This is a genomic window from Pseudomonas sp. Irchel s3h14, assembly GCF_900187425.1.
Lineage (GTDB): Bacteria > Pseudomonadota > Gammaproteobacteria > Pseudomonadales > Pseudomonadaceae > Aquipseudomonas.
This window is the reverse complement of the sequence record NZ_FYDJ01000015.1, coordinates 89724-115812: the sequence shown is the minus strand read 5'-3', so window position 1 is coordinate 115812 and position 26089 is coordinate 89724. Positions and strand designations below refer to the sequence as shown.

General features: G+C 60.5%; 20 protein-coding genes. 9 read left to right on the top strand and 11 right to left on the bottom strand.

Annotated elements, in window-relative coordinates; all coding sequences use genetic code 11:
• Position 1: 1 nt before the first annotated feature.
• Both CKW16_RS23785 and CKW16_RS23780 read right to left on the bottom strand, forming a co-directional pair.
• A complete protein-coding gene (locus CKW16_RS23785; protein ID WP_095131143.1) occupies positions 2-325 on the bottom strand; it encodes a PepSY domain-containing protein in 324 nt (107 codons plus the stop codon).
• The gene (locus CKW16_RS23780; protein ID WP_095131141.1) at positions 325-633 is read right to left on the bottom strand and encodes a PepSY domain-containing protein; all 309 of its coding nucleotides are present in this window, start codon (positions 631-633) and stop codon (positions 325-327) included. The genes CKW16_RS23785 and CKW16_RS23780 overlap by 1 nt, the downstream gene beginning before the upstream one ends.
• A gap of 185 nt (positions 634-818) precedes the next feature.
• Between CKW16_RS23780 and CKW16_RS23775 the strand changes: the two genes are divergently transcribed.
• The 5 genes from CKW16_RS23775 (at position 819) to codA (ending at position 6125) form a co-directional block, all read left to right on the top strand.
• Complete coding sequence (locus tag CKW16_RS23775) at positions 819-1898, top strand: patatin-like phospholipase family protein (protein ID WP_095131139.1); 1080 nt, start codon at positions 819-821, stop codon at positions 1896-1898.
• 94 nt (positions 1899-1992) lie between these two features.
• Entirely contained in the window at positions 1993-2349 is a 357-nt protein-coding gene (queD, locus tag CKW16_RS23770; protein ID WP_008152165.1) for a 6-carboxytetrahydropterin synthase QueD, read from the top strand.
• A gap of 153 nt (positions 2350-2502) precedes the next feature.
• Positions 2503-3324, top strand: coding sequence for an alpha/beta fold hydrolase (locus CKW16_RS23765; protein ID WP_095131137.1), 822 nt, complete (start codon positions 2503-2505; stop codon positions 3322-3324).
• 271 nt (positions 3325-3595) lie between these two features.
• Positions 3596-4867, top strand: a complete 1272-nt coding sequence (codB, locus tag CKW16_RS23755) for a cytosine permease (protein ID WP_095131133.1) — start codon at positions 3596-3598, stop codon at positions 4865-4867.
• Positions 4868-4880: 13 nt separating this feature from the next.
• Positions 4881-6125 carry a cytosine deaminase gene (gene codA, locus CKW16_RS23750; protein WP_095131131.1) on the top strand — a complete coding sequence of 415 codons (1245 nt, stop codon included), beginning with the start codon at positions 4881-4883 and terminating at the stop codon, positions 6123-6125.
• Positions 6126-6252: 127 nt separating this feature from the next.
• Here the strand turns inward: codA and CKW16_RS23745 are convergent, their stop codons facing one another.
• Positions 6253-7245 carry a hypothetical protein gene (locus CKW16_RS23745; RefSeq protein WP_095131129.1) on the bottom strand — a complete coding sequence of 331 codons (993 nt, stop codon included), beginning with the start codon at positions 7243-7245 and terminating at the stop codon, positions 6253-6255.
• A gap of 169 nt (positions 7246-7414) precedes the next feature.
• On the opposite strand from CKW16_RS23745, the gene CKW16_RS23740 reads away from it, so the two are divergent.
• Positions 7415-8566, top strand: coding sequence for an MFS transporter (locus tag CKW16_RS23740; protein ID WP_056740119.1), 1152 nt, complete (start codon positions 7415-7417; stop codon positions 8564-8566).
• A gap of 111 nt (positions 8567-8677) precedes the next feature.
• Here the strand turns inward: CKW16_RS23740 and CKW16_RS23735 are convergent, their stop codons facing one another.
• From CKW16_RS23735 to CKW16_RS23705, 6 genes are all read right to left on the bottom strand, one after another.
• Positions 8678-11101 (bottom strand): TonB-dependent receptor, encoded by a 2424-nt coding sequence (locus CKW16_RS23735; protein ID WP_095131127.1) that lies wholly within the window; start codon positions 11099-11101, stop codon positions 8678-8680.
• A 97-nt stretch (positions 11102-11198) separates the two neighbouring features.
• A complete protein-coding gene (locus tag CKW16_RS23730) occupies positions 11199-12182 on the bottom strand; it encodes a FecR family protein (RefSeq protein ID WP_095131125.1) in 984 nt (327 codons plus the stop codon).
• Positions 12183-12222: 40 nt separating this feature from the next.
• On the bottom strand, positions 12223-12723 hold the full coding sequence (locus tag CKW16_RS23725; RefSeq protein ID WP_095131123.1) for a sigma-70 family RNA polymerase sigma factor: 501 nt from the start codon (positions 12721-12723) through the stop codon (positions 12223-12225).
• 476 nt (positions 12724-13199) lie between these two features.
• Positions 13200-13889 (bottom strand): 7-cyano-7-deazaguanine synthase QueC, encoded by a 690-nt coding sequence (gene queC, locus CKW16_RS23720; protein ID WP_095131121.1) that lies wholly within the window; start codon positions 13887-13889, stop codon positions 13200-13202.
• A 299-nt stretch (positions 13890-14188) separates the two neighbouring features.
• Positions 14189-18700 (bottom strand): hemagglutinin repeat-containing protein, encoded by a 4512-nt coding sequence (locus CKW16_RS23710; RefSeq protein WP_095131117.1) that lies wholly within the window; start codon positions 18698-18700, stop codon positions 14189-14191.
• Between the two features lie 92 nt (positions 18701-18792).
• Complete coding sequence (locus CKW16_RS23705; protein ID WP_095131115.1) at positions 18793-20532, bottom strand: ShlB/FhaC/HecB family hemolysin secretion/activation protein; 1740 nt, start codon at positions 20530-20532, stop codon at positions 18793-18795.
• 240 nt (positions 20533-20772) lie between these two features.
• Between CKW16_RS23705 and CKW16_RS23700 the strand changes: the two genes are divergently transcribed.
• On the top strand, positions 20773-21894 hold the full coding sequence (locus tag CKW16_RS23700) for an HlyD family secretion protein (RefSeq protein WP_095131113.1): 1122 nt from the start codon (positions 20773-20775) through the stop codon (positions 21892-21894).
• Positions 21891-23483 (top strand): DHA2 family efflux MFS transporter permease subunit, encoded by a 1593-nt coding sequence (locus tag CKW16_RS23695; protein ID WP_095131111.1) that lies wholly within the window; start codon positions 21891-21893, stop codon positions 23481-23483. Before CKW16_RS23700 ends, CKW16_RS23695 begins: the two co-directional genes overlap by 4 nt.
• Here CKW16_RS23695 and CKW16_RS23690 read toward each other — a convergent pair whose 3' ends face one another.
• A complete protein-coding gene (locus tag CKW16_RS23690) occupies positions 23484-23924 on the bottom strand; it encodes a carboxymuconolactone decarboxylase family protein (RefSeq protein WP_095131109.1) in 441 nt (146 codons plus the stop codon). It abuts the gene before it with no gap.
• 206 nt (positions 23925-24130) lie between these two features.
• Here CKW16_RS23690 and CKW16_RS32080 point away from each other — a divergent pair, with 206 nt between their 5' ends.
• Positions 24131-24556: a hypothetical protein gene (locus CKW16_RS32080; RefSeq protein WP_141232769.1), complete on the top strand. Its 426-nt coding sequence runs from the start codon at positions 24131-24133 to the stop codon at positions 24554-24556.
• Here CKW16_RS32080 and CKW16_RS23680 read toward each other — a convergent pair.
• Complete coding sequence (locus tag CKW16_RS23680) at positions 24504-25946, bottom strand: mechanosensitive ion channel family protein (protein WP_095131105.1); 1443 nt, start codon at positions 25944-25946, stop codon at positions 24504-24506. The genes CKW16_RS32080 and CKW16_RS23680 overlap by 53 nt on opposite strands.
• Between the last annotated feature and the right edge of the window lie 143 nt (positions 25947-26089).

Sequence of the window (26089 nt, the reverse complement as noted above, 5' to 3'; positions counted from 1 at the left end):
ATCAATCTTCCTTGTCTTTCAGTAACTGGCCGGTGGTGGCGTCGAGGTCCAGTTCGCGGACCACGCCTTCGGCGGTCAGCAACTCGACTTCATAAATGTAGACGTCGTGTTTCTCTTCAAGCTCGGCTTCCAGCAATTTGGCCCCGGGGTAGCGGTCCAGCGCTTGCTGCAACATCTGCTCCAGCGGCAGGATCACGCCCTGTTGACGCAGGCGCAGGGCTTCGTCCTGATCCAGGTCGCGGGCCATGACCACCGAGCAAAAAGCCAGGAGCGCCAGAGCCATTCGAGCTCTCGTGCACCGCAGTGAAAAAGAAAACACCTTCATTACGTATCCTGATGATCCTTGAGAACCTGCCCGCTGACGGCGTCCAATTCCAGGTCCCACTCAATGCCCTGAGGGTCGCGCAATTCCACCTGATAGATGTACTTGCCGTACTCTTCTTCCAGCTCGGTTTCGGTGATGGTGGCACCAGGGTGTTTGGTCAGAGCGGTAGCGTTGAGCTTCTCGAAAGACACAATGGTACCAGCGTCGCGCAGTCTCAGGGCTTCGTCTGGACCGAGGTCGCGAGCGTGGGCGATGCTGGCGGTCATGCCGATGATGGACGCGGTGAACAGGGCAGTGAAGGTTTTCATGGGGTGTCTCCGTATTTTTTTATGCGTTGCCTACGGAGTGCACCTTAACGGGGCGAACTTAATTGAAACTGAATTGCCATCATTGAGGATGGCAACGCGACATCACCGCCCTGCACAAAACCTGTGGGCTGGTGGCGTTGCCTGACCTGTTTATAATCCCCCGCTTGCCTGCATTCGAGACCGGTATGACCGCTATCCACATCAAGTTCCCCTCGCTGACGCTCAAGGCTGGCCCTCGTGCCTTGGCGCGCATCCGTGAAAACGGTTTGAGCGCCGCCGATGTCGGCACACTGCCGGGTGCCGCCGGTGGACCCAAGGCGTTGGGGATTCAAGGTCTGGACCTGGCGTTGTTCGGCGAATGGCTGCCAGCGGCGCCGCGGGAGCGCTCGTTGATCGGTGCGTCGGTGGGTTCCTGGCGCTTCGCCAGCGCGTGTCTGCCGGATGCCGCCGAAGGTATCCGCCGCCTCGGTCACCTCTACACCGAGCAGAACTTCGCCAAGGGCGTGACCATGGCGCAGATCAGCCAGAGCTCCCGGCGCATGCTCGATGACCTGCTCGACGGCCGCGATGCCTCGATTCTGGACAACGCCCATTACCGACTGAACATCATGGTGGTCAAAAGCCACGGCCTGCTGGCGGACGATCATCGCGGCCGACTGGGGCTGGGCCTGTCATCGGTGATCGCCGACAACCTGCGCGGCCGGGCGCGGCTGTCGCGGCATTTCGAACGGCTGATCATTCACGATCCGCGCCTGGCACCGCCGCTCAATGCACTCAACGATTTTCCCTCGCGCTTCGTTGCGCTGAATGCCGGCAACCTGCGCCAGGCCTTGCTCGCATCGGGCTCGATCCCGATGGTGATGGAAGGCGTGCGTGACCTGCCGGGTGCCGGTGCCGGGACGTTTCGCGATGGCGGTCTGCTGGACTATCACCTCGACCTGCCCTACAGCGGCAACGACATCGTGCTCTATCCGCATTTCACCGACCGGGTCATTCCCGGCTGGTTCGACAAGACCCTGCCGTGGCGCCGCGCGTGTCCTGCGCGGTTGCAGGATGTCCTGTTGCTGGCGCCGTCGAAGGATTACCTGGCGCGCCTGCCCTACGGCAAACTCCCGGACCGCAACGATTTCAAACGCTTCATGGGCGATGCCCCGAGCCGGCAGAAATACTGGCGCACGACGATGGATGAAAGCCGTCGCATGGGCGATGAGTTCCTCGAACTGGCTGCCAGCGGTCGCCTCGGGGAGCGCTTGCTGACCCTTTAGTCAGTGTTTTCCCGCAACGCCAAACGCAAACTGTTAAACTCGCCGCCTGCCCACATCGCCGCGGCGATCGCCACCTGACAGAGCTGAAACCACTGTGGAAATTTTCAAAGAGTTCACCTTCGAATCCGCCCACCGCCTGCCCCACGTACCGGAAGGCCACAAGTGCGGCCGCCTGCACGGTCACTCGTTCAAAGTGGCGATCCACCTGAGCGGCGACCTCGATCCGCACACGGGCTGGATCCGTGATTTCTCGGAAATCAAGGCGATCTTCAAGCCGCTCTATGAGCGCCTGGACCACAACTACCTGAACGACATTCCCGGTCTGGAAAACCCGACCAGTGAAGTCCTGGCCAAGTTCATCTGGAAAGAATTGAAGCCTCTGCTGCCGGAACTCAGCGCGATTCGCATCCACGAGACGTGCACCAGCGGCTGCATCTATCACGGTGAGTAAGCCGATCTAAAGGCCGATGAAAATCCCTGTGGGAGCGAACCTGCTCGCTCCCACAGCGAACTGCGTTTCGTCAGTGAATATAAAAACAGTCTTCAATGGCTGTTTTTTTATGCCTATGCTTTTTGGCTCCCCCACGCCAAGAGGACACCCCCAATGACTGACTGGCCGCTGCCTCAGACCTATCGCTTCAACGGGCGCTCCGTTCGCTACGCCGTACGGGGCGACGGTCCACCGCTGGTGTTCGTGCATGGCACGCCCTTCTCTTCTTACGTGTGGCACCGGATTGCGCCGCACTTCATCACCACCCATCGGGTGCATTACTTTGATCTGTTGGGGTATGGGCTATCGGAGAAAGTCGACGGCGATGTGTCGCTGGGTGTGCAGAATGACCTGCTGGCTCACTTGCTGGATCACTGGGGTCTGGAACAGCCAGACGTGGTTGCTCACGACTTCGGCGGCACCACCGCTCTGCGTGCTCATCTGCTGAACGGCAAGGACTACCGCAGCTTGACGCTGATTGATCCAGTGGCGCTGACGCCCTGGGGTTCGCCGTTTGTGCAGCATGTGCGTCAGCATGAGGCCGCGTTCAGTGGCCTGCCCGATTACATTCAGCAAGCGATCGTGCCGACTTATATTCGCGGGGCGATCAAGCGCGAAATCCCGGACGACGAACTCGCACCTTACGTGCAGCCGTGGCTCGGCGATCCGGGGCAAGCGGCGTTCTATCGGCAGATTGCGCAGATGGACGAGCGTTATACCCGTGAGGCCGAAGGGCTGTACCCGACGGTTCGTTGTCCGGTGCAGATTCTGTGGGGGGAAGACGATCAGTGGATTCCCATTGAGCGCGGGCAGGCGTTGCATCAGATGATTCCGGGGTCGCGGTTTCAGGCGATTCCAAATGCCGGGCATCTGGTTCAGGAAGATGCGCCGGAAGCGATCGTCGCGGCGTTGCTGCGGTTTTTACCTTCGGCTTGATGATGATCGTTCCCACGCTCCGCGTGGGAATGCAGCCCGGGACGCTCCGCGTCCCTTTCGAGAGCTGGAACGCGGAGCGTCCCTTGAGGCATTCCCACGCAGAGCATGGGAACGATCAACGGCAGTGTTCCAACTTGCATCACTGCCGCACCTCTTTCGCGCCCTTCCTCAAGCCAAATTCCCCCGCTCGGCTATAAATAACTAAGCCACCCCCGCTTGGCACGACCACTGCAACACGCCCCCGCGTCACTCATTCAGCAAGGAACGCCCCATGACGCAGAACGATCCCGGCAACGATTACCCCCTCAGCGAAGTCCCGATGCATGCCCGCAAAGGCCTGGCCTCCACGGCCATGGTGCTGCTGGGTTTCACCTTTTTTACCGCGACCATGTTTGCCGGCGGCAAGCTCGGTGTGGCGTTCAGTTTCGGCGAGATGATGGCGGTGATTGTCGTCGGCAATCTGCTGCTGGGGATCTACGCCGCAGGCCTTGGCTACATCGCCTTCAAGAGCGGACTCAACTCGGTATTGATGGGGCGCTTTTGTTTCGGTGAGGTGGGCAGCAAGCTCAGCGACCTGATCCTCGGTTTTACCCAGATCGGCTGGTACGCCTGGGGCACGGCCACTGCCGCCGTGGTGCTGGGCAAGTATTTCGAATTGAGCGAGGGCACCGTTCTCGGGCTGATGGTGCTGTTCGGCCTGGTGTTTTGCGCGACCGCGTATGTCGGTTATCGCGGTTTGGAGATTCTGTCGTACATCGCCGTACCGGCGATGATGTTGCTGCTGATGCTGTCGATGTGGGTGGCCACGATGAAGGTCGGTGGCCTCGACGGTTTACTCGCAGTAGTCCCGACGGGAACACTGGATTGGTCGACCGCGATTACGCTGGTGTTTGGTACCTTTGTCAGCGGCGCAACCCAGGCGACCAACTGGACGCGCTTCTCCCGTTCAGCACGCGTCGCGGTGCTGGCGAGCCTGATCGGTTTCTTCATCGGCAACGGCCTGATGGTGTTGATCGGTGCTTACGGTGCCATCGTTTACCAGCAACCGGACGTGGTCGAAGTGTTGCTGCTGCAAGGCTTCGCCATGGCGGCAATGGCGATGTTGTTGCTCAATATCTGGAGTACCCAGGACAACACCATCTACAACTTCGCCGTCGCCGGTTGCAACCTGCTGCGCACCGGCCGTCGCAAGACCGTGACCCTGGCTGGCGCAGTGATCGGCACGTTGCTGGCGCTGCTCGGCATGTACGACATGCTGGTGCCCTACCTGATTCTGCTGGGCACTGTGATTCCGCCGATTGGCGGCGTGATCATGACGGACTTCTTCTACCGCTATCGTGGTCAATATCCACGTCTGGCCGATGCCCGGTTGCCGGCGTTCAACTGGTCCGGTTTGGCCGCCTACGCAGTCGGCACTGTCGCTGCGTTCAGTTCACCGTGGGTCGCGCCGCTGGTAGGGATTGCCGCTGCCGCGCTAACGTATGTGTTACTGACCGGCGTGCTGGGTGCCCGTACTGCCAACGCACCATTACAAGATCTATAAAAGGATTCGCCTGATGCACATCATCAACGCCCGCCTGCGCAACCAAGATGGCCTGCATGAATTGCACCTGGAAAACGGCCTGATCAGCAACATCGCCCGACAGACCGAAGCACCGACCCTGGGGCCCGATGATCTGGACGCCGGCGGCAACCTGGTGGTGCCGCCCTTCGTTGAGCCGCACATCCACCTCGACGCTACCCTCACCGCCGGCGAGCCGCGCTGGAACATGAGCGGCACGCTGTTCGAAGGCATCGAGTGCTGGGGCGAGCGCAAGGCGACGATCACCGAAGAGGACACCAAAACCCGCGCCAAGAAAACCATCCAGACCCTCGCCGCCCACGGCATCCAGCACGTGCGCACCCACGTCGATGTCACCGACCCGCAGCTCACCGCGCTCAAGGCGATGCTCGAAGTTCGCGAAGAAAGCCGTCACCTGATCGACATGCAGATCGTTGCGTTCCCGCAGGAAGGCATCGAGTCGTACCGCAACGGTCGCGAGCTGATGGAAGAAGCGATCCGCATGGGTGCCGATGTAGTCGGCGGTATTCCGCACTTCGAGTACACACGCGATCAAGGCGTGAGTTCAGTGAAGTTCCTGATGGACCTGGCCGAGCGCACCGGATGCCTGGTGGACGTTCATTGCGATGAAACCGACGACCCGCACTCACGTTTTCTGGAAGTGCTGGCCGAAGAAGCCCGCAGCCGCGACATGGGCTCGCGGGTCACCGCCAGTCACACCACGGCCATGGGCTCTTACGACAACGCTTACTGCGCCAAATTGTTCCGCCTGCTCGGGCATTCGGGGATCAGTTTTGTCTCCTGCCCCACCGAAAGCATTCACCTGCAAGGGCGCTTCGACAACTTCCCGAAACGCCGTGGCGTGACCCGTGTCAACGAGCTGCTCGAAGCCGGGATGAACGTGTGTTTCGGCCAGGATTCGATCGTCGACCCGTGGTACCCGCTGGGCAACGGCAATATCTTGCGAGTGCTCGAAGCCGGCCTGCACATCTGCCACATGCTCGGTTACCGCAACCTGCAAAGCGCGCTGGACCTGGTCACCGACAACAGCGCCAAGGCCATGAATTTGGGTGATCGTTATGGACTGGAACGCGGGCGGCCGGCGAATTTGCTGATTCTGTCGGCGGACAGTGATTACGAAGTGATCCGCAGCCAGGGCCTGCCGCTGTATTCGGTGCGCGATGGCAAGGTGTTGATGAAGCGGCAGATGCCGGTGGTGGAATGGGCGGGTCAGCTCTAAATTCTCGCTGATTATGCGGGCCTCTTCGCGAGCAAGCCCGCTCCCACATTGGATCTTTGTCGTTCACAAATCCCCTGTGGGAGCGGCGGTGCGACGATTCGACTTGCTCGCGAAGGCAATCTTGAATTCAATCCATCAATCGAGCCGTACCGAATAGCCTGACCTGACTCAATTCCCCCTCTAATTCCTCCAACAAAATCGGCGCCGTACCACCGGGCATGACCACTTTCACCTCCCCGGCACTCACCCAACCCACCCGCCACGCCGCGCAAGCCACCGCACTGGCGCTGGTGCCCGACGACGCCGTCGGCCCTTCTCCACGCTCAAACACCCGCGCAACCACTCGCCCCTCGGATTCAAGCATCGCCCATTGCAGATTGATCCCCGCCGGGCACGGCCGGCCTTCTCCGGTCGGCATGGCATAGGCGATACGCGTCAGCCCTTCGGACAACCGCGGTTCGCGCATCTGCTCATTACTCGGCAAGGCACCCGAGTTATCCACAAGCGTTACGCAATGCGGATTGCCAACCCGCACGAATTGACTGCGCGCCCACCCGGCATCCAGCAATGCCAATGGCTGTACGTGGCTGAGTTCGCGACCATTGAATGCCACGCCTTCAACCCCTTCGGCACTGACGGCCCCCGGCCCGAAGGCAGGCTTGCCCAAGTCCAGCCAAAAACCGTGCACACCTTCGACCTGCGCCAGTTTCACCGATGTTTCTCCCGGTGAAGGCATATCGGCCTTGTCATGATGAACCCTGAGCAGACACGCCTCGTCCCTCGGCCAGAGCCCATGGTCGCTGAGCGCCTGGGAAAAAATCGTCAGGCCGTTGCCGCTACGCTCGGCCAGGGTGCCGTCGGTGTTCACGATCAACAAATCAAAAGGATGCGACGACTGGAACGGCCCCACCAGCAAACCATCGCTACGATGGGCCTTGCTGCCCGGTGGTTGTGTGCCGGGGGCCCAGCCACAGCAAGCCTCGATGGCCGCCAACGCCCAGACCTTGCGGGTTTGCGCAGCGGCGCTGGCCTGATCGGGTATGTCGATACCATTGCTGCGCAAGTCCTCAGGCGCCACAACCATGTAGATATTGCCTCGTGCATCGTACCTCCGCGCCATGGCGCCCCCCCTTAAGAAATCATTGGTCGGGCTCAACATATCGCGAAACACCGTCAGGCTGTGCAAGGATGTCACCCTGCCTGACCGCGAACCTGGGCGGACGCTGATCGAACCCTCACGGGTGAGTCACTGTCCCTTGGGTACGCGACGTTTTTTGCCAAGGATTGATATGACCAACCTCAACACTCAAACCGCATTTGTTCCCGGACGCCTGGAACAGATGTCCACGCGCATCGCCTTTTTCATTGCCGGTTTCGGCATCGCCGCGTGGGCGCCGCTGGTGCCCTACGCCAAGGCTCGGGCCGGGCTGGATGAAGGGACGCTCGGTTTGCTGCTGTTGTGCCTGGGGGTGGGGTCGATTCTGGCGATGCCGATGGCGGGGCTTCTGGCCACGCGTTTCGGTTGTCGCCGGGTGGTGAGCGCCGGGGTGTTGCTGATCTGTGCGGCCCTGCCGCTGCTGGCGACGGTGACGTCGATTCCGGCGTTGATTGCCGCGTTGTTCATGTTCGGCGCGGGGCTGGGCACGGTGGATTCGACGGTGAACCTGCAAGCGGTGATCGTCGAACGGGCCAGCGGCAAGACCATGATGTCGGGTTTCCATGGGCTGTTCAGCCTGGGTGGGATTGTCGGTGCGGCGGGCGTCAGCGCCCTGCTCGGCTTCGGGGTTTCACCACTGGGGGCAACGCTGGTGGTGATCGTGATGCTGCTGATCGCCCTGGCCAAGGCCGCGCCGCACCTCTTGCCTTACGGCAGCGAAAGTTCGGGGCCGGCGTTTGCCGTTCCCCATGGCATCGTGCTGTTCATCGGCGGGATGTGTTTCATCGTGTTCCTCGCCGAAGGCGCGGCGCTCGACTGGAGCGCGGTGTTCCTGGCGCAGGAACGGGGGATCGACACCGCTTATGCGGGACTGGGTTACGCAGCGTTTGCGTTGACCATGACCGTCGGACGTTTGACCGGTGATTCGATCGTGCGTCGTCTCGGCGCTACGCGGGTGATTGTGTTCGGTGGGTTGACGGCCGCAGCGGGCCTGTTTGTGGCGACTTTCGCACCGAGTTGGGAAGCGGCGCTGGTGGGGTATGCATTGTTGGGGGCGGGTTGTTCGAACATTGTTCCGGTGCTGTACACCGCAGTGGGCAAACAGACGGTGATGCCCGAAAGCGTCGCCGTGCCGGCCATTACCACGCTGGGTTACGCGGGCATTCTTGCGGGGCCTGCGTTGATCGGGTTTATCGCCCATGGCAGCAGTTTGAGTTTTGCCTTCGGGTTGATGGCGGTGTTGCTGGTGGCGGTGGCTATTGGCGGGAAGGTGTTGAAGGTTTAGAAGCATCGCGAGCAGGCTCACTCCTACAGGGATCTACGGTGCACACACTGTCTGTGTTCGACGCCGATCAAGTGTGGGAGCGAGCCTGCTCGCGATGAAGTCACCTCGGTCTCAGAAACCGACGCTGGCCTGCACAAAGAACGTGCGCGGTGCGCCAACGTACATCCCCGAGTTGTTGTCGCTGGAGCGGGTGAAGTACTGCTTGTCGAAAACGTTCTTCACCCCGGCGCCGACTTTCAGGTTCGAAAGCGTCGCGCCGAAGTCATAACCGCCGCGCACGTTCCAGGTGACGTACCCCGGGATGTCGCCGTACTGGCCGTCCGCAGTGCCTTCGGTGATGTAGTTGCCGCTGAAACTGCCATCAGCGTTCACAGCCACGCCCGGCGAACGCTGCTTGGACTGGGCAAAGGCATCGAGGTTGTAGGTCCAGCGGTTGATGTCGTAACGCAGGCCGGCAGTCGCCACCTGACGCGAATAGAACGGCAGGTCACGCCCCTTGAAGCCCGGGATCTCGCCTTCATAAACGGCGCGGGTGTAAGTGAAGCCGGCATTGGCGGTCAGGCCGTCCAGCCGTGGATCCAGCGCCGCCATGTCGTAGTGCACCGAGGCTTCGAGGCCCTGGTGCGTGGTCGCGCCAAGGTTGGTCCAGCCCGCATCATTGCTGATGTATTGCAACTCTTTATCGAAGTCGATGTAGAACAGCGTCACTTCGCCGCCCCACACATCATTGTTGTAGCGCGTGCCGACCTCGTAGGTCTTGGCCTTTTCCGGTTCCAGGCCATTGGCCGGTTCGTCACCCGTGCCACCCTGGCCGAGCTGGAAATACTGCAGGCTGCCAAACGAGGTTTCGTAGTTGGCGAACAGCTTCCACTCTTCCGACACGTGATACATCACGCTCAGGGCCGGCAGCGGCTCGTTGCTTTCGATGCTGCGGTTCTTTTCCAGCACCGGTTTGCCAGCGGTGTCGAGCACCGGGCGATCGTGCCAATCGGTGCTGATGTGTTCAAAGCGGATGCCGGGGGTGATGGTCCATTTGCCGACGTCGATTTTGTTATCGACGTACACCGAGTTGGCTTCAGTGCCACCAGTGCGGTCCTGATAGACATGGCCGTCGGAGCTCTTGGTCGCGACCGGTTCGTTGTTGACCAGCGCCAGGCGGCTCGCCTCTTCGTGCATGCCTTCCTTCAGGTAGCGATAACCGACACTGACTTCCTGGGTGGTCGGGCCGACATCGAACACACGAGATACCCGCGGTTCGATCCCGAAGGTGTAGTAAGTACGCGGGAACGAGCCGAGGGTTTTCTGATCGCGAGCGGCGATGTTGCTGCCACGGAAGCTGTCGGAATAGTAGGTCAGCACTTCGGCCTGGGTGCGGTCGTCGATCTGCCGTGCCCACTTGAACGAGACGTCCTTGCGGCGTCCGCTGAAGTTGTCGTTGTTGCGGTCTGACTGGAACGGATCGGCGTCGTACTGCGCCTGGGTCAGGCCGCCGGGCATGTCGGCGCTGGCGTCATAGTAGTGAAAGTTGAGGCTGAAATCGTCCACATCGGTGGGTGCCCAGTGGGTCTTGAGGATCACGTCGTCGATGTCATTGCCGTTGTTGCGTTCGCGGTAACCGTTGCCGTTCACGCCCGAGTACAACAGCGCCATGCCGATGCCGTTGTCCGCGGTGCCGCCGAGAAACGCCGTGTCGATGTGCTTCCAGCCACCGTGCTGGGAGGTTTCCAGGGTGCTGCCGATTTCACCGGTGGCTTTTTCCGGAATCGCGCGAGTGACGAAGTTGATCACGCCACCGACGTTCTGTGGCCCATAACGCACGGAGCCAGCGCCGCGAACCACGTCGATGCTGTCGAGGTTGCCAGAGGAAATCGGTGCCATGGACAACTGCGGCTGGCCGTACGGGGCGAACGCTGCCGGCACGCCGTCAATCAGCACGGTGGAGCGTGGCGACAGGCGCGAAGTCAGGCCGCGCACGCCGACGTTCAGGGAAATGTCGCTGCCGCCGGTGCCGTTGGCGTCCTGCACCTGTACACCGGGTACGCGCTTCAACACGTCGCCGACGTTCATCGCGCCCTGCTCGACCATTGCCTCGCGGCGAATCACCGTACGGGCGCCGGGGTGGTTCTGCACCACGGCGGCATCGGCGTCACCGAGCCAGTTACCAACCACTTTGATGTCGGTCACGCCCAATTCCAAAGGGCCGTTTACAGCCGAAGTCGGTGCAGGCATCAACGTGACCGAACCTTCGTCGATCTGGTATTGCAGACCGCTGCCTTGCAGCAGTTGGCGCAGCGCGTCTTCTGGCGAAAGGTTGCCGTCCACCGCCGGGGCCTGTTTGCCGGCGACCAGCTCAGGGCTGAAGAACACCTGCAGCGAGGTTTGCTGGCCCAGTTCACTCAGGGCCTGACCCAAGGGTTGCGCCGGTATGTGAATCGCGTCGACGGCAAAAGCCTGGGGCAGCGCCGCGGTGACAGCCAGGGCGAGAGCGAGGCGCAACCAAGGTGATTTGTTGTTTTTAGCGGTGGATTTTTTCACGTCGAACGTAGTCCTGTGGATCGCAAGAGTGTGCGCTTGTTAATGCAAACCAGTTGCAGTTGGACAGGAAGACGATCAACTCGAAAAAAACCTGAATTTATTTTGAAATTATTTCCTGACTGCCGTCATCGAGGGTGCGCACGGCCACCGGCAGAATGCTCGGCAAGGCCTTGAGCAGCGCGTCGGTGTTATCGGATTTGAACACGCTGGTCAGGCGCAGATTGCCCACTTTGTCGTTATCGACGGTGAGTGGTTTTTCCCGATAGCGCGAGACTTCCTCGGCGACGTCGCTGAGTCTGGCGTTGTTGAACACCAGTTTGCCGCTGCGCCAGGCGGTCAGCTCGGCAGGGTTGACCGCGTAGGCAGCGGCCACTTTGCCCTGGGCATCGATGTGCGTGCCGAGGCCGGCCGTGAGGCTGATGAAATCACTGTCCGCCGCGGTGCTGCCCTGAACCTTGACGGTGCCCTGCTCCACCACGACCCGGGTTTGGGTGGTGTCGCGGCGCACATCAAAACGGGTGCCGGTGACCGTCACCTTGCCGCTGCCCGCCTCGACCACGAAGGGCCGACGGGTGTCGTGCTCGACGCTGAACATCGCTTCGCCCTGCGTCAGCTCGATGCTGCGGCGGTCGTTTTCATAGCGCACCTGAACGCGGCTGCGGCTGTTCAGGTCGATCACCGAACCGTCCGGCAACGCCACATGACGTCGCTCGCCCAGGGCAGTGGAAAATTCGGCGGTGTAGATTGCCGGGTGATTCAAACCGCTGAACAGCCCCAACCCGAGTGCGACGGCCAACACACTGGCCGCCACCGCATAACGCACCAGCGGGCGACGTTTGTTACGGGCCGGCGGGGTTTCACACAAGGCTTGCAGACGCGCCGCCGGCAGCAAATCAGCCGCCGACCACAAGCCCTGGAGCAACTGGAATTCGTCGCGATGCTGAGGGTGCTCGTCCAGCCAGGCGTCGAAATGTCGATACTCTTCGACATTCACGGCAGGTTTCTGCAAACGCACAAACCACCGCGCCGCCTCGTCGCGAACTGTTGTTTGCCCGCACGCACAATCACGAGTATCCATCATGGAAGTTCCTGTTTGGCTGGGGATGAGAAGGCACCGCCGATCATGGCTGCAATCCGTCAAGGCGGTCGCGCAGATGCCGCAGCGTGCGGATCATATACTTTTCCACCATGTTCTTGGACAGCCCCAGGCGTTCGGCGATTTCGGCCTGGGTCAGGCCTTCGATCTTCTGCCAGACGAACACCTTGCGGCAGTTGACCGGCAGCTCGGTGAGCGCCCGTTCGATGGAGTCAGCCAACTGGATCGCATGCATGAAATGCTCCGGGTCGCCGGACGACGACGCACTGTGATCAACCGCCTCCGACTCCATGGCGCCCCGCCGATCCTCCCGCCGATAACCATCCACCGCGATGTTGCGCGCGGTCTGGTGCAAATACGCCCGAGGTTGTGCAACCGTCGCAGAATCGGACTCAAGCACCCTCACAAAGGTGTCGTGGGCCAGGTCCTCGGCCTGCTGACGATTTCTCAGGCGACGGGTCCAGGTCCCGACCAACTCTTCGTAATGCTCGAAAAAGCCGTGTCTGCGGGGCAGCTTGGGGGTCATTGCGGTGTGCTGTGAAGACGGGGCGTGAATAGTAATGCTTCCTATTAACTGGAAGCAATGGGATTAAGAACCCGTAGGAGCCTACCCGTTAAGGAACAACACGGACCGTAGCAGCTGGCGAAGCCTGCGTTCGGCTGCGTAGCAGTCGTAAAACCTGAGCGCGAGGTCTTCCTGAAAACCGCGTCGCCTGATTTCACGACTGCTACGCAGCCGAACGCAGGCTTCGCCAGCTGCTACAGATCGTGTTACGGCTTAATTGATTGGCACTACCTGTTTCCCTGCACTGAAACCTGCCCCTGCAATCGTCGTCCGACGACATCCATCAAATCACAGCCATCGCGCAGTGAAGTCACCAACACCCGCGCCAACTCACTGTGGACACCCTCGCCAAACGCAAACGCTTTGCGAGTGCAACCCGAACGACATAAAAATAAAGGCTGCCGTTAATGGCCACCCCTATCCGCAGCAAATTACTTTTATAGTTTTAGTTTGATTTTCAGACTATTCAAAACCTTCGCTCTGCTTTCGAGAAACTCACTCAATCCCTTTGCACGAAGAGCACACGCATCACAGTCGCCGCACCCACTTCCCATTATTCCGTTGTAGCAAGTCAATGTGTGATAACGAATCAAATCCAGCTGCTTGTGGTAATCAGCCAAAGCCCAGGTCTCAGCTTTATTAAGCCGCATAAGCGGAGTCTCGATTCGAATCTTATAGTCCATGCCCAAGTGAATGGCACTGTTCAACACCTTAACAAACTCATCGCCACAATCAGGATAACCAGAGCTCTCTGTTTCACAAACACCTGTGATGACAGCTTCAGCACCCACTTGATAGGCATAAATAGAAGCCAACGTTAAAAACAGAATATTCCTGCCAGGCACGAACGTATCAGGCACGCCGTTCCCCGTACTCCTTGCAATTGGAATGTGGTCGCGCGTCAAACTGCTAATGGCCAGTTCGCTCAACAATGAAGTGTCCAACACTTTGTGCACCTTCACGCCAAGCTGTTTTGAAAGCTGTTGCGCCACTTCGATTTCCGCACGATGGCGCTGGCCATAATCAAACGTGATGCAGTGAATTTCATCGTACATCGGCAATGTATGGATCAAGCAGGTGGTTGAGTCTTGTCCGCCGCTGAAAACGATAACGGCCTTTCTGGTCATGGTTCGTTCTTCCTTGGGGGGCTCGGCAGGGTGCCGGGGCCGTTGACCCTACCGGGAAGCTCAAACTCTGGGTGTGGGAGGTTTCCGAAATGACCGTCTCCGATTTCCGTTTGACATTTCTTTGCTGGATTCCCGAGGGATTTTCCAACCAGTCATCATTGATGACCCGCTTCAAACGGCAGTTACGCGGTCCCTGTGGGAGCGAGCCTGCTCGCGATGGCGGTTTTACATTCAACATTGATGTTGACTGGTAGTCCGCTTTCGCAAGCAAGCCTGCTCCCACAGGGGATGTGTGTGGCTTAGATGTTTTTCTCGTCGATGCCGGCCTGTAGCGACTGGCTGTCGTAATGACCACCCAAGGTTACGGGGCCGAGTTTGACACTGTGCTCCCCGGCAGTTGAGACGTCGGGTTTACTGCCCTCGGTTTGTGCTTTCTCCGGCAGATCCAGACCTGCCTTGACCCCGTAGTCGCGGTTGATCAGGTCGGTGGTGCTGACCTTGGAGTCCCCTAAATCCACGCGACCTTCAGATGAAGCAACCCGCGCGCCGGTCAATTGCGTTGCACCGTCAACCTTGAGATTCACGCCTTGCGTGCCGCTGATGCCAGAGGCCTGGCCGACGCTGTCCTTGTGGGCATAACCGGCGTCCAGTTTCAGGGTCGGCTTGTAGTCCGTCCCGCCCGGTTTGCTGTTGTCGGCCACTTTGTCTTTGTCAGCGGGCGCTGCTTTCTTGCCGGTCAACCCGAGGTCAACATCGACCTTGGCGCTGGTCTGGCTGTCCTGACGGCTTTCCACGGTCAGGTCGCCACCGACCTTGCCGCTGACCGTCGTCGCATCAATCCTCGCACCGGCCAACTGCACATCGCCCGCGCTATTCAACACCACGCTGTCAGCCTTGATCTGGCTGTTCTGCTGAGTAGTGCCTTGCAGGTAATCAACGCCAACCTTGGCCCCGGCATTGAAGCCATGATCGCTCTTGGCGATGTCTTTTTCGTTGGTGGCAGTGGGCGTGCTGTTGCTCAGATTACCGCCGGTATTCAGGGCGACGTTCCAGTTCGTGCGGTTTTTAGTGGACTGGGCCGATTCCTGATAGACCCCGCCGTTCTGCGCATCAAGGGCAACGCTCGGCGCGCTGACCTGGGTGCCTTGCAGGTGGATCGAATCACCACTGAGTTGAATCTTGTTCTGGCTGTTGAGGCGGCCGCCGGTCAGGGTCTGGCTGCTTTCATTGACCCGGCCGATGTTGAAGTTGGCGCTCAGGTTGCCGCCCTGATCGCTGCTTTTCTCGGTGCTGGTTTTGCTGCCGCCCACATTAAGACCGCCGCCGAGATTGCTGCCCGTGGAGCGATGGGTGTCAGAGGCCGCTTGCAGTTCGAGTTTGCCGCCGGTCTTCAGGTCGATGGCGTCGCTGGTATCGACTGTCGTCCCTTGCAGGATCTGGTCGCCGCCGCTGCTCAATTGCACCGGGCCTTTGCCCGCAATATTTGCCACGCGAGCCTGACTGTCCTGAGTCTGATTGCCTTTGTGATCCAGCTGGAAACCCGCGCCGAGATTGACGTTGGTGCCGTCGGTGCCAGGGGCGGTGCCGACACTCAGCGAACCGTTGCCACGCAGGCTGGAGCTGTCGTTGCTCTGACGGTCATTGGCCTGATTCAGCGCCAGATCGCCACCTGTCTTGATGCTCACACCACCCTGCCCGCCATTGAACTGGCTGCCTTCGAACTGGCCGTCGTTGCGCAGGTTGATATTCACGCCGTCACTGCCCGCATAGCCGCCGACCACCGCCGTGGAGTTTTCTTTGCGAGTCTGACTGCTGCCACCCGCGCCGCTGCCGCTGACATTCACGTCCTCACCGGTTTTGGTGTAGACCCGCACATCAGCCTTGGCGTCCAGCGCCTGATCGGTACTGCTGCGAGTGTTACTGGCGGCGCTGGCCACCAGGTTGTCGGCGCTGATGTTCACCGCGCCCGCGCTCGCCTGGTACTGCGTGCCTTGATCCTGCAACGTGCCGGCGACGTTCACGTCCACCGTGCCGCCCTTGAACTGGCTGACCACGGCGTTGCTGTTTTGCTCGGTATGGCTGCCGTTCTGATGACCGATCGCCACATCGATGCCGACATTCGGCTGGCCGAGGTTGGCGAGTGCGTCCTTGTCCGGCACCTTGCCGTCCAGTACGCCTTCGACGGCTTTGGCGATCGGCCGGGCGATGTCTTTGTATTCGACGTTGGCACCGACGTCCGCCGACCAGTTGCTCTCTGTATGAGTGCTGCTGTCGGTGTTGCTCGCGGCCCGATTGTCGACCTCGGTGGCGGCGACATGCAGACCTTTGCCCGCATCAAGACGTGCGCCTTCAGTGGTGAGCTTGCCAGTGTTGATATTCAGGTTGCCGCTGCTTTGGACGCTGGTGGTTTGTGCAGTGGTTTTGTCCGTGGTGTCCTGGGACGTGCTGCGGGCGAAATCGACGCCGCTGCCGGCACGATCGAGGCCGCCGGTGTAGTAGAAACCGCCGCTGGTGCTGGTTGTGTCCGTCGAAGTGCTGTGGCTGTCCTGCTCGGCCAGCAGCGACACGTTTTTACCGCTCAGGGTCGCATCGCCGTTTGTGGCTTTGACCTCGGCACCTTTAAGGGTCAGATCACCGCCCGCCGCCAGTTGCACGTTGGTGCCGCTGAGGCTGGAGCCTTGCTGGTTGACATCACGGGTACTCGCGGTTTGCTGCTTGTCTTGGTAATGCACACCGGCGCGGTACTGGCCGGCGTCCGGTGCGTTTTCCTTGGCGTAGGCATCGAAGCCACGGGTCTCGGTGGTTTTGCCGGACTCATGGGTGTTCTGCGCGGAATGCACATTCACATCCCCCGCCGCCTCGGCGCTGAGGGTGCCGTTGGCCTTGACCGTGGCGCCGGCCACTTCGATGTCTTTGGCGCTCTTGAGTTTGAGGTTGCTGTCGGAGGTCAGCTCGCTGCGCACCGTGGTGCTGTCCTTGGCGTTCTGACGGGTTTCATCCTTGGTGATGCCGAAAAACTTGCTGTCCTTGTCGTGGCTGTTGGCATGGGAGGTGTCTTGTACGCCATCGATGACCAGCGAGCCTTTGTCGCTGATCACGCTGGCCTCGCTGCCGCCGCGCACCTGACTGCCGCTGATGCGTACATCGTCGGCCTTGACGATCAGTTTACCGCCGGCGTTGACCTTGCTGCCCTGATTCAGGGTTTTGCCCTGATCCGCGTCACCGGTCTTGCCGAAGAAGCCGCCACCCACCAGATCGCCGGAATAGCGGTTGTCGCTGTTGCGCCGGGTGCGGCTGGCGCTGGTGATCTCGACCTGTTTGCCGGCGAGCTGGGTATCACCCTTGCTGCTCAACTCCGCGCCCTCGGCACGTAACAACGCCGCCGCGGTCAAGGCGATATTGCCGCCCTTCAACTGTGTGGTGACGCTGCGCTGCTCTTCGCTGCTGGTGTCCCAGTTGGCTTTCCACAGGTGTTTGCGGTGGTTGCCCTGATCGGTTTGGGTGTGGCTTTCGGTGGCGGCGGTCAGACGCAGATCGCCGCCGCTCCGGACGTTGAGGGTGTTGGCAGCGTCGACCTTGGCCGCTTTGAGTTCGGTGTTGCCACCGGACGACAACTGCGCGTCACGGCGGGCGAGAATCTGGCTGCCGTGCTGACGTGAATCGCTGTCGGTCAGGGTCCGGTCGTAGGTTTCCCAGGTGATGCCGATGGTGCTGTTGTTCCAGTTTTCGCGCTTCTCTTGAAGCTTGCGGCTTTCGACGGTGGTCAACGTCAGGTTGCGTTTGGCGTCGACCTTGACGTCACGGCCACTGACATCGGTGGCGGCCAGCAGCAGATCCTTGCCGCTGTGCAGACCGACATCGCCCTGACTGCTGCGCACGCCCGCCCGGACCACATCGAGGCTGTCGGGAACGGCCTGACCGCTGATACTCAGGTCACCGGCGGAACGAATCTGCACACCCTCACGGCCGTCGACCTGCACCGGGCCGACCCGCACGCCCGCGCCCTCGGCTGTGCTGACGATGTTGATGCGCCCAGCCTGCATTGCACCGAACAGGTTGGCGTCGATGCGTTGGTCTTGAGTGTTGCCGGCCGGGTCCACGGTTTTAACCTGGCCGCTGGCGTAATCCACCTGGTTGCGGCCAACGGTGAGGTTCAACTGATCCCGGGCGCTGAGGCTGCCCTGGCTGTCGATGCGCGGGGCGATCAGGTTGATCGAGCCTTCGCGATTTTGCAGGCCCGCGCCTTGAATCTGCAAGGAGCCGGTGGCGTCGCGGGTGCTGAGGGCTTGCAGCTTGCCGTCGTTCAGTTCGGGGCGACCGACCACCAGATTGGCGTTCGGGGTGTTGATGAAACTGCCGCCGTTCACCGAAATCCCGTTGGGGTTGGCCAACACGTAATCGGCGGCGCGACCGAAGATTTCCTGAGCACCGTTGAGGGCCGACGGATTGCGGCTGATCACTTCATTGAGGATCACGCTCGCGGCCTGCCCCTGGAATTGCGGGTTGGCCGCCAGTTGCCCGGCAAGTTGCGACTGTCCGGCTTGCAGCGCGTTGTTCAGCACCAGGCCCTGACGGTCAACGTTATAGTCCAGGAACTGGTTATGGGACAGGCCGGAACCGTTAGGCGCAACGATGTTGACGATGGGTACGCCGCCCTGGGTTTGCAATTGCGCGGTGCCGCCGGGGCCTGGTGCGACCACTACGCCCCCTGCCAAAGCGTTGGGCAGGTGAGCAATCAGAAACAAGCTGGCAATCGCCCAGCGCAGTTTGCCCCGAGGGGAAAGATGGAACGCAAATGTCTGTGCAGGCATAGAAACCTCTCAATTAAAGTGCGGCATCACGTTGCGCGCTGAGTTGTTGGCCGTGGCTGTGGCGCTCAGGTCCGACGGCTGTTTGTCGGTGTTCATATCTGCAACCCCACGCGCATCAGCCAGGTCTCTGGCTCATGCTGAAAACCGCTGGGAGTGTTGAGGCTGCGTTGGTAATCGACGTCGACTTGCAGTTTTTTCCAGCTCAGGTTGACCCCGGCGCTGGCGCCACTCAGACGTTGCCCTTGAGCACCGTGGTCGGCCTTGATCCAGCCGTTGTCCAGGCCCAGGCGTGGGGTGATCTGCACTGGCAGAGCGCTGCGCAATGGCAGGCGCAGGGTGTTGCGCCAGATCGCGCCACTGGCACCGGACGCACTGCTGACCCGATAGCCGCGCACCGCGGAATCGTCGGTGCCCAGTAATTGCTCGATGGCCGGCAGCGGATCGGGGCTGTATTGCACGTTGAACTGGCTCTGCCATTGCCAGGTTTGCTGGCCGATCTGGCCGTTGCGCCACTGGCTGAGGCCGGCGCGGTATTTGCGAAACTGTGCCTTGGGCAGGTTTTTGACCTGGCGCTGGGCATCGTCATCGGCATCGTCATCCGCACCGAGCCAGCGCAAGCCTTGGGCGTAATTGATGTCCAGGTTCCACACCGCGCTGTTGAGCCAGAACAGGTTCAGCCCGGCTTCGGCCACGGTCAGGGTCGGGCTCTGGATGCCCAGGCGAATGTTTTCCAGGTAACTGTCGACGTCCTTGTGGGCCAATTGCAGATTGGCGCTCAACTGTCGGCTTTGATCGCGCCACAGCACCCGGTCGGCGCGCAGGCTCAGTTGATCGGTGATGCCGGAGCTGTGGAACGTCAGCGTGCTGAGTTTGAACGGCGCACGGTATTCGGCGTGGCTGGCGAACAGGCTGTAAGTCCAGTAACCGTAGGGAATGGCGTAGTACAGGCTGGCGTTGCGGCTATAGCGGTCGCCCTGATTGAGAGTGTCGCTGAAACTCAGATTGAGCGCATCGTTGAGTTCCAGCGGGCTGTCCAGACTCAGGCTCAGCGTGTCGCGATCCCGCCCGGTGCTGGCACTGCCGAGGTTGTCCACGCCCAGGCCCAACGACCAGCGCGACTGCCCGCGGGTGCGCGAACGCAGGATGAGCCGTGAGGCGCCGGGCTGGCTACCGGGGGCGATGTCGGCGGTCAAATCCACGGAGCGCAGACGGTTCAACTGATCCAGGCCTTGCTCCAGATCTCGCAGGTTCAGCGGCTTGCCGAGCATTCCGGGAAACGCACCACCCAAGGACACCGGCAAGCTCTGGTCGGCCAGTTCGATGGACTCGACGTAGCCTTCATCGACCACGATATCCAGCGACTGCCCCGCCGCTGGCGCGCTACGCAGGTACGGCCGACTGGCGATGTAACCCGCCTCGACATACAGACCGGTGATGGTCGCCAGCAGATGGTTGATCTGACCGACGCCCATGCACGACGACAGCTGCGGTTTGATTCGCTCATTGAGTGTCTGGCTGCTGATCAGCGTCACGCCGCCAATGCGCGTTCCGCTCAGGGGCCAGCAGCGCTCATCGGCAGGCACCGTGGCGGGAACGACAGGCGTGAGCGGCTCAGCGCCGAAACTGCCGCGCTCCAATTGCCGGCGGCGCTGTTCCAGTTGCAGTTGTTGCAGATCGCGCTGCTGTTGTTGTTGCTGGCGCAGCACCTCCTGGCCTGGGGCAGTGGGCTCGGCCGCGTTGAGCGAGGAAACACTCAGGCTCAGCAGCAAGGCCGACAACAGCGTACAAGGCGTGGGACTACGACGAGGAACAGCGCGAAGCGAATACGGCACTCAACATCCTTGCGATCATCAAATGGCCTAATGCCACTCCATTAATGCGAGTGATAGTCAGATCGTTCCTACGCAAATGCAAGACATGTCCTACAACGCTTACATTTCTTAAACAATTGCTTCGCCCCTCCTGTTTACCCAAGAGCACCTGACGACTGGCAACAAAAATTAATTGCCACTAAATATTACCTGCGTAATATTACACGCGTAATAAAGACCCGCTTCCCACAGGTAATCTCCATGACCAGCATGCCCAGCCTTGAAACCGACCTTGCTGTCCCGGTGAGCACACCCAAACCTCCCCTGCTCAAACGGTTGATCTTGCTGGCTGCGGTCATTGCTGCCCTGGTGTTCGCCGGGCTGTATGCGACTCACTGGTGGACCGCCGGCCGTTTCATCGAAGAAACCGACGACGCCTACATCGGCGGCGATGTGACGGTGATCGGGCCGAAGGTGGCGGGTTACATCGAAGAAGTGCTGGTCACCGACAACCAGAAGGTCAAGGCCGGCGATGTGTTGATTCGTCTCGACTCCCGCGATTACCGCGCCAATCTCGCCAAGGCCGAAGGTGCAGTGGCCGCCGAAGAAGCGCTGCTCGCCAATCTCGATGCCACCGAAGAATTGCAACACGCGGTGATCGGTCAGGCACGCGCCGGGATCGATGCTGCCGGCGCCGAAACCGCCCGCTCACGGGATGACGATGCTCGCTACAAAAAACTGGTCGGCAGCAATGCCGTCTCAGTGGAAAGCGCCCAACGCGCCAACGCCACCTTCAAGACCGCCCAAGCCCTCAGCGCCCGGGCCCAGGCTGAATTGCTCGCTGCACAACGTCAGTTGAATGTGATCGCAACCCAGAAACAGCAGGCCCGCGCCGCACTGATGCAAGCCCGTGCCGAACGTGATCTGGCGCAGTTGAATGTGGGTTACACCGAACTGAAGGCCCCGGTGGACGGTGTGATCGGCAATCGTCGGGCGCGGGTCGGCGCTTATGCCCAGGCCGGTTCGCAACTGCTGTCAGTGGTACCGGCCAGCGGGCTGTGGGTCGATGCCAACTTCAAGGAAGATCAGCTATCGCGAATGACACCGGGGCAACGGGTGATCATTCATGCCGACGTGCTCTCGGGGCAGGAATTCCACGGTCATCTGGACAGCCTCGCGCCGGCCAGTGGTTCGCAGTTCAGCGTGCTGCCGCCGGAAAACGCCACCGGCAACTTCACCAAAATCGTTCAGCGGGTGCCGGTGCGCATCGTGCTTGATCCGGCCGATGGCGTGCTCGGCCATCTGCGTCCCGGCCTGTCGGTCACCGCTGAAGTGGACACTCGCAAGGAACCTGCAACCCCGGCCGTGGCCAGCACGCCATGAGCCGCGCCCTCGCCGTCCCCGCACAACCGTTCAATGCCGCCGACATGACAACGGTGACCAAGGTGTTCGCCTTCGCCACCATGTGCATCGGCATGTTCATTGCGCTGCTGGACATCCAGATCGTCTCGGCGTCGTTGCGTGATATCGGCGGTGGGCTCTCGGCCGGCACCGACGAAACGGCGTGGGTGCAAACCAGTTACCTGATCGCCGAAATCATCGTGATCCCGCTGTCCGGCTGGCTCTCCCGAGTGTTCTCGACACGCTGGCTGTTCTGCGCTTCAGCGGTGGGCTTCACCCTGGCCAGCCTGCTCTGCGGCGCGGCCTGGAACATCCAGAGCATGATCGCCTTCCGCGCCCTGCAAGGGTTTCTCGGTGGCTCGATGATCCCGCTGGTGTTCACCACCGCGTTCTTTTTCTTCACTGGCAAACAACGGGTGATCGCTGCTGCAACCATTGGCGCGGTGGCCTCATTGGCCCCGACCCTGGGGCCGGTGATCGGCGGCTGGATTACCGATATTTCATCCTGGCACTGGCTGTTCTACATCAATCTGGTGCCGGGGATTTTCGTCGCAGTGGCGGTGCCGATGCTGGTGAAAATCGACCAGCCGGAACTGTCGCTGCTCAAGGGCGCCGACTATTTGAGCATGGTGTTCATGGCGCTGTTTCTCGGTTGCCTGGAATACACCCTCGAAGAAGGCCCGCGCTGGAATTGGTTCAGCGACAGCACGATTCTGACCACGGCATGGATCAGCGGACTGGCCGGCCTGGCGTTCATCGGTAGAACCCTGCACGTCGCCAACCCGATCGTCGATTTGCGTGCCTTGAAAGACCGTAACTTCGCCCTTGGCTGCTTCTTTTCGTTCGTCACCGGGATCGGCCTGTTCGCCACCATTTACCTAACGCCGCTGTTTCTCGGCCGGGTGCGTGGCTATGGCGCACTGGACATTGGTCTGGCGGTTTTCTCCACCGGGGTGTTCCAGATCATGGCGATTCCGCTGTACGCCTTTCTGGCCAACCGCATCGATCTGCGCTGGATCATGATGATCGGCCTGGGGTTGTTCGCATTGTCGATGTGGGATTTCAGCCCGATCACCCATGACTGGGGGGCTAAGGAATTGATGTTGCCGCAAGCGCTGCGCGGAATTGCCCAGCAACTGGCGGTGCCGCCCGCGGTCACCCTGACCCTCGGCGGACTGGCGCCAGCGCGGCTCAAACACGCCTCGGGATTGTTCAACTTGATGCGAAACCTGGGTGGCGCCATCGGCATTGCCGCGTGCGCGACCATTCTCAATGACCGCACCAACCTGCACTTCACCCGGTTGGCGGAAAACCTCAACAGCACCAACGAAGCACTGAATCAGTGGCTGTCCCAGGTCGGCAACAACTTCGCCGCCCTCGGCCAAAGCGGTGACCTGGGCGTCACCGCCAGCCTGCATCAGCTGTGGCTGCTGACCTACCGCGAAGCGCAGACGCAAACTTACGGCGATGCGTTCCTGATGATCATGGTCTGCTTCATCCTCGCCACGGCGATGGTGCCTTTGATGCGCAAGGTGCAACCACCGGCTGCGCCGTCAGCAGACGCTCATTGATCAGGCTTGAGGCATTTTGCGGAAACCTACCGCCAGACGGTTCCACGCGTTGATGGTGGTAATCGCCACAGTCAGGTCGACCAGTTCCTTCGGACTGAACTCGGACGCCGCCAGTTCGTAGTCCTCATCCGGTGCGTGAGTCTGGCTCAGCAGCGTCAGCGACTCGGTCCACGCCAGCGCCGCACGTTCACGCGGTGTGAAGAACGGCGTTTCACGCCAGACCGACACCCCATACAGCCGACGCTCGGTTTCGCCACCCTTGCGGGCATCGGCGGTGTGCATGTCGACGCAGAAGGCGCAGCCATTGATCTGAGAGGCACGCAGTTTGACCAGTTCGATCAGGGATTTTTCCAGAGGCAGCTTCGAGACAGCGGTTTCCAACGCGATCATGGCTTTGAGTGCATCTGGGGAAGCGGTGTAGAAATCGATACGCGGTTGCATGGTGGCTCCAGTCACAAGGGGTGTGGAGCTACGTTAATCCCGCACCGACCTGCAGCAAATAGCCAATTACCGGGAAGATGAGGATGCCAATGGGCGGGCTTGAAAATAAACCACATGGGTAATTGCCATCACCTCACCGACACCCATAGAATGCGACTCAATCTTGATAACGCGGCCAGGATGCCGGAAACGAGTGCTTCCTGCCCATGTCGTCCTCATCCGAAATGCCTGTGCCACCGGCTACTTCGCCGAATTCCGAATCGCGTTGGCACCTGGAATCCTTATTGTGGGAAATGCCGGAACAGGCGCGCGAAGCCTTTCTGCTCGCCCAGATTCATGGACATGGCCGTGCCCGGATCGTAGCGCGGCGGTCGGCGCACAAAAAACCGCTGACCCGTCGACAAACCCTGGCTTATCTGGCCTTGCTGTTGATCGCCGGCCCCGTTGGCATGATTTGGCAACATGCGCCGTTCGAGTACTGGAACAGTCATGACCGTACTCAGGTCGGCGAACAGCTTGTTCGCCAGGCGCCGGCTGTCGACTCACTCGATTGCACCCGCGCCCATGACCTTCGAGTCCCTACGCTCGATTGCGCAGCCACTGCAAAAAACCTTTCTTCTGCACAACCCTAGGCGCTTCCTGAGTCAACGTCTGAGCCTTGTTCAAGCGGAAATCCAGCAACGCCTTCATCGCTTCGCCGATGTCATGTCGAGCATCCAGACACGGTTTTAGGTATTCCTTCTCGATCCGGTACAAGCTGCAGAACGTCTTGGCGCTGAAGTCCGCCGGTAGCGCCGTATCGGACAAAATCCCACCCTCGCCGATTACCTCACCCGGGCCCATGCGCCCGGATTCGAACTTGACCCCACCACGGCTCAGCTCCACCGAGACGACGCCGGATTCGATGATGAACAAATGATCGCTGACTTCCCCCGCCGGCAGGATCATTTCACCGACGCGGAAGTTTTGAAGTTTCATGTTCTGGCTGAAGGTTTCTTTCTCTTCCTGACGCAGGGTCGAGAAAATGTTCGACGCATCCAGCAATGCCCGTGGCCGCGACAGGTTGGCAGGAGCATTGGGTTCGACGTTCGATAACAGGCTGACGCCGCTGGCCTGCAAGTGCCGGAATGCCAGGTCGAACAGCAGATTACGGACCATGCGTTTCTGGTCCATGGAGACCACGAAACCACTGATTTCGTATTCCACGCCGGTGGCGCTGGAGCCTTTCAGCGCGACACACGGCGCTGGTTTGTTCAACAGATAACGGCAACCCTCCATCGCCCGCTCCAGTGCTTCAATGACAGTTTGCGGACGCGCGTGCGGGCTCAATTGCAAGCTGATGGAGACGCCAAAAATGTCACTGGGCCGGCTGAAATTGATGATCTTTGCCTTGGCCGCCAGGGAGTTGGGGATCACCGCCATGCTGCCCTGGGCCGTTTGCAGGCGCGTCGCGCGCCAGTCGATATCGGTGACCCGACCTTCGGTGCCGTCGATGGAGATCCAGTCATCCAGTTGATAGGGCTTGGTGGTGTTGAGGACGATCCCGGAGAACACGTCGCTGAGGGTACTTTGCAAGGCCAGGCCGACGATGATCGCCAACGCGCCGGAGGTCGCCAGCACGCCTTTGACCGGCAGATCGAGGACATACGCCAACGCCGCGATGATCGCGATCAGGAAAATCACCGCGCCGAGCAAATCCTGCAGCAAGCGCCCGGTGTGCCCGACCCGTTGCATCATCACCGCGCCGATCAGCACCGTCAGCGTGCGCGCGCCGAACAACCACCAGCCGATCTGCAATCCGGTGGCCGCCAGGTGCAGCGGGACGTTGTCGGCCCAGGGCGCCGTTTCCATGGGGTTCAGGCCTTCGTTGAACAGCAGGACACTGAACAACGAAAAAATCACCAGCCGCACGACCAGTTTCCATTGACTGCCATTGGCACTGAGCAGGCGCCACAGCCCAAGATCGATAAGGACCAAAGCCATCGCGCAGATCAATGGGTGATCGGTAAGCAGTGACAGCATCAAGCAACTCCAGCGAAGGCCAATGGACGGAAGATCGCATACATTGGCCACATTGTAGGAGTGTTTGATGCAAAACCAATGTGGGAGCGGCGGTGCGACGATTCGACTTGCTCGCGAAAGCGGTGTAACAGTCAACATAGTTG

What these genes read in the sequence shown, in the direction of transcription:
- CKW16_RS23785 (WP_095131143.1), bottom strand. Translation starts at nt 325, where the DNA reads ATGAAGGTGTTTTCTTTTTCACTGCGGTGCACGAGAGCTCGAATGGCT.
- CKW16_RS23780 (WP_095131141.1), bottom strand. Translation starts at nt 633, where the DNA reads ATGAAAACCTTCACTGCCCTGTTCACCGCGTCCATCATCGGCATGACC.
- CKW16_RS23775 (WP_095131139.1), top strand. Translation starts at nt 819, where the DNA reads ATGACCGCTATCCACATCAAGTTCCCCTCGCTGACGCTCAAGGCTGGC.
- CKW16_RS23765 (WP_095131137.1), top strand. Translation starts at nt 2,503, where the DNA reads ATGACTGACTGGCCGCTGCCTCAGACCTATCGCTTCAACGGGCGCTCC.
- codB (WP_095131133.1), top strand. Translation starts at nt 3,596, where the DNA reads ATGACGCAGAACGATCCCGGCAACGATTACCCCCTCAGCGAAGTCCCG.
- codA (WP_095131131.1), top strand. Translation starts at nt 4,881, where the DNA reads ATGCACATCATCAACGCCCGCCTGCGCAACCAAGATGGCCTGCATGAA.
- CKW16_RS23745 (WP_095131129.1), bottom strand. Translation starts at nt 7,245, where the DNA reads ATGGCGCGGAGGTACGATGCACGAGGCAATATCTACATGGTTGTGGCG.
- CKW16_RS23740 (WP_056740119.1), top strand. Translation starts at nt 7,415, where the DNA reads ATGACCAACCTCAACACTCAAACCGCATTTGTTCCCGGACGCCTGGAA.
- CKW16_RS23730 (WP_095131125.1), bottom strand. Translation starts at nt 12,182, where the DNA reads ATGATGGATACTCGTGATTGTGCGTGCGGGCAAACAACAGTTCGCGAC.
- CKW16_RS23725 (WP_095131123.1), bottom strand. Translation starts at nt 12,723, where the DNA reads ATGACCCCCAAGCTGCCCCGCAGACACGGCTTTTTCGAGCATTACGAA.
- queC (WP_095131121.1), bottom strand. Translation starts at nt 13,889, where the DNA reads ATGACCAGAAAGGCCGTTATCGTTTTCAGCGGCGGACAAGACTCAACC.
- CKW16_RS23710 (WP_095131117.1), bottom strand. Translation starts at nt 18,700, where the DNA reads ATGCCTGCACAGACATTTGCGTTCCATCTTTCCCCTCGGGGCAAACTG.
- CKW16_RS23700 (WP_095131113.1), top strand. Translation starts at nt 20,773, where the DNA reads ATGACCAGCATGCCCAGCCTTGAAACCGACCTTGCTGTCCCGGTGAGC.
- CKW16_RS23695 (WP_095131111.1), top strand. Translation starts at nt 21,891, where the DNA reads ATGAGCCGCGCCCTCGCCGTCCCCGCACAACCGTTCAATGCCGCCGAC.
- CKW16_RS23690 (WP_095131109.1), bottom strand. Translation starts at nt 23,924, where the DNA reads ATGCAACCGCGTATCGATTTCTACACCGCTTCCCCAGATGCACTCAAA.
- CKW16_RS32080 (WP_141232769.1), top strand. Translation starts at nt 24,131, where the DNA reads ATGTCGTCCTCATCCGAAATGCCTGTGCCACCGGCTACTTCGCCGAAT.
- CKW16_RS23680 (WP_095131105.1), bottom strand. Translation starts at nt 25,946, where the DNA reads ATGCTGTCACTGCTTACCGATCACCCATTGATCTGCGCGATGGCTTTG.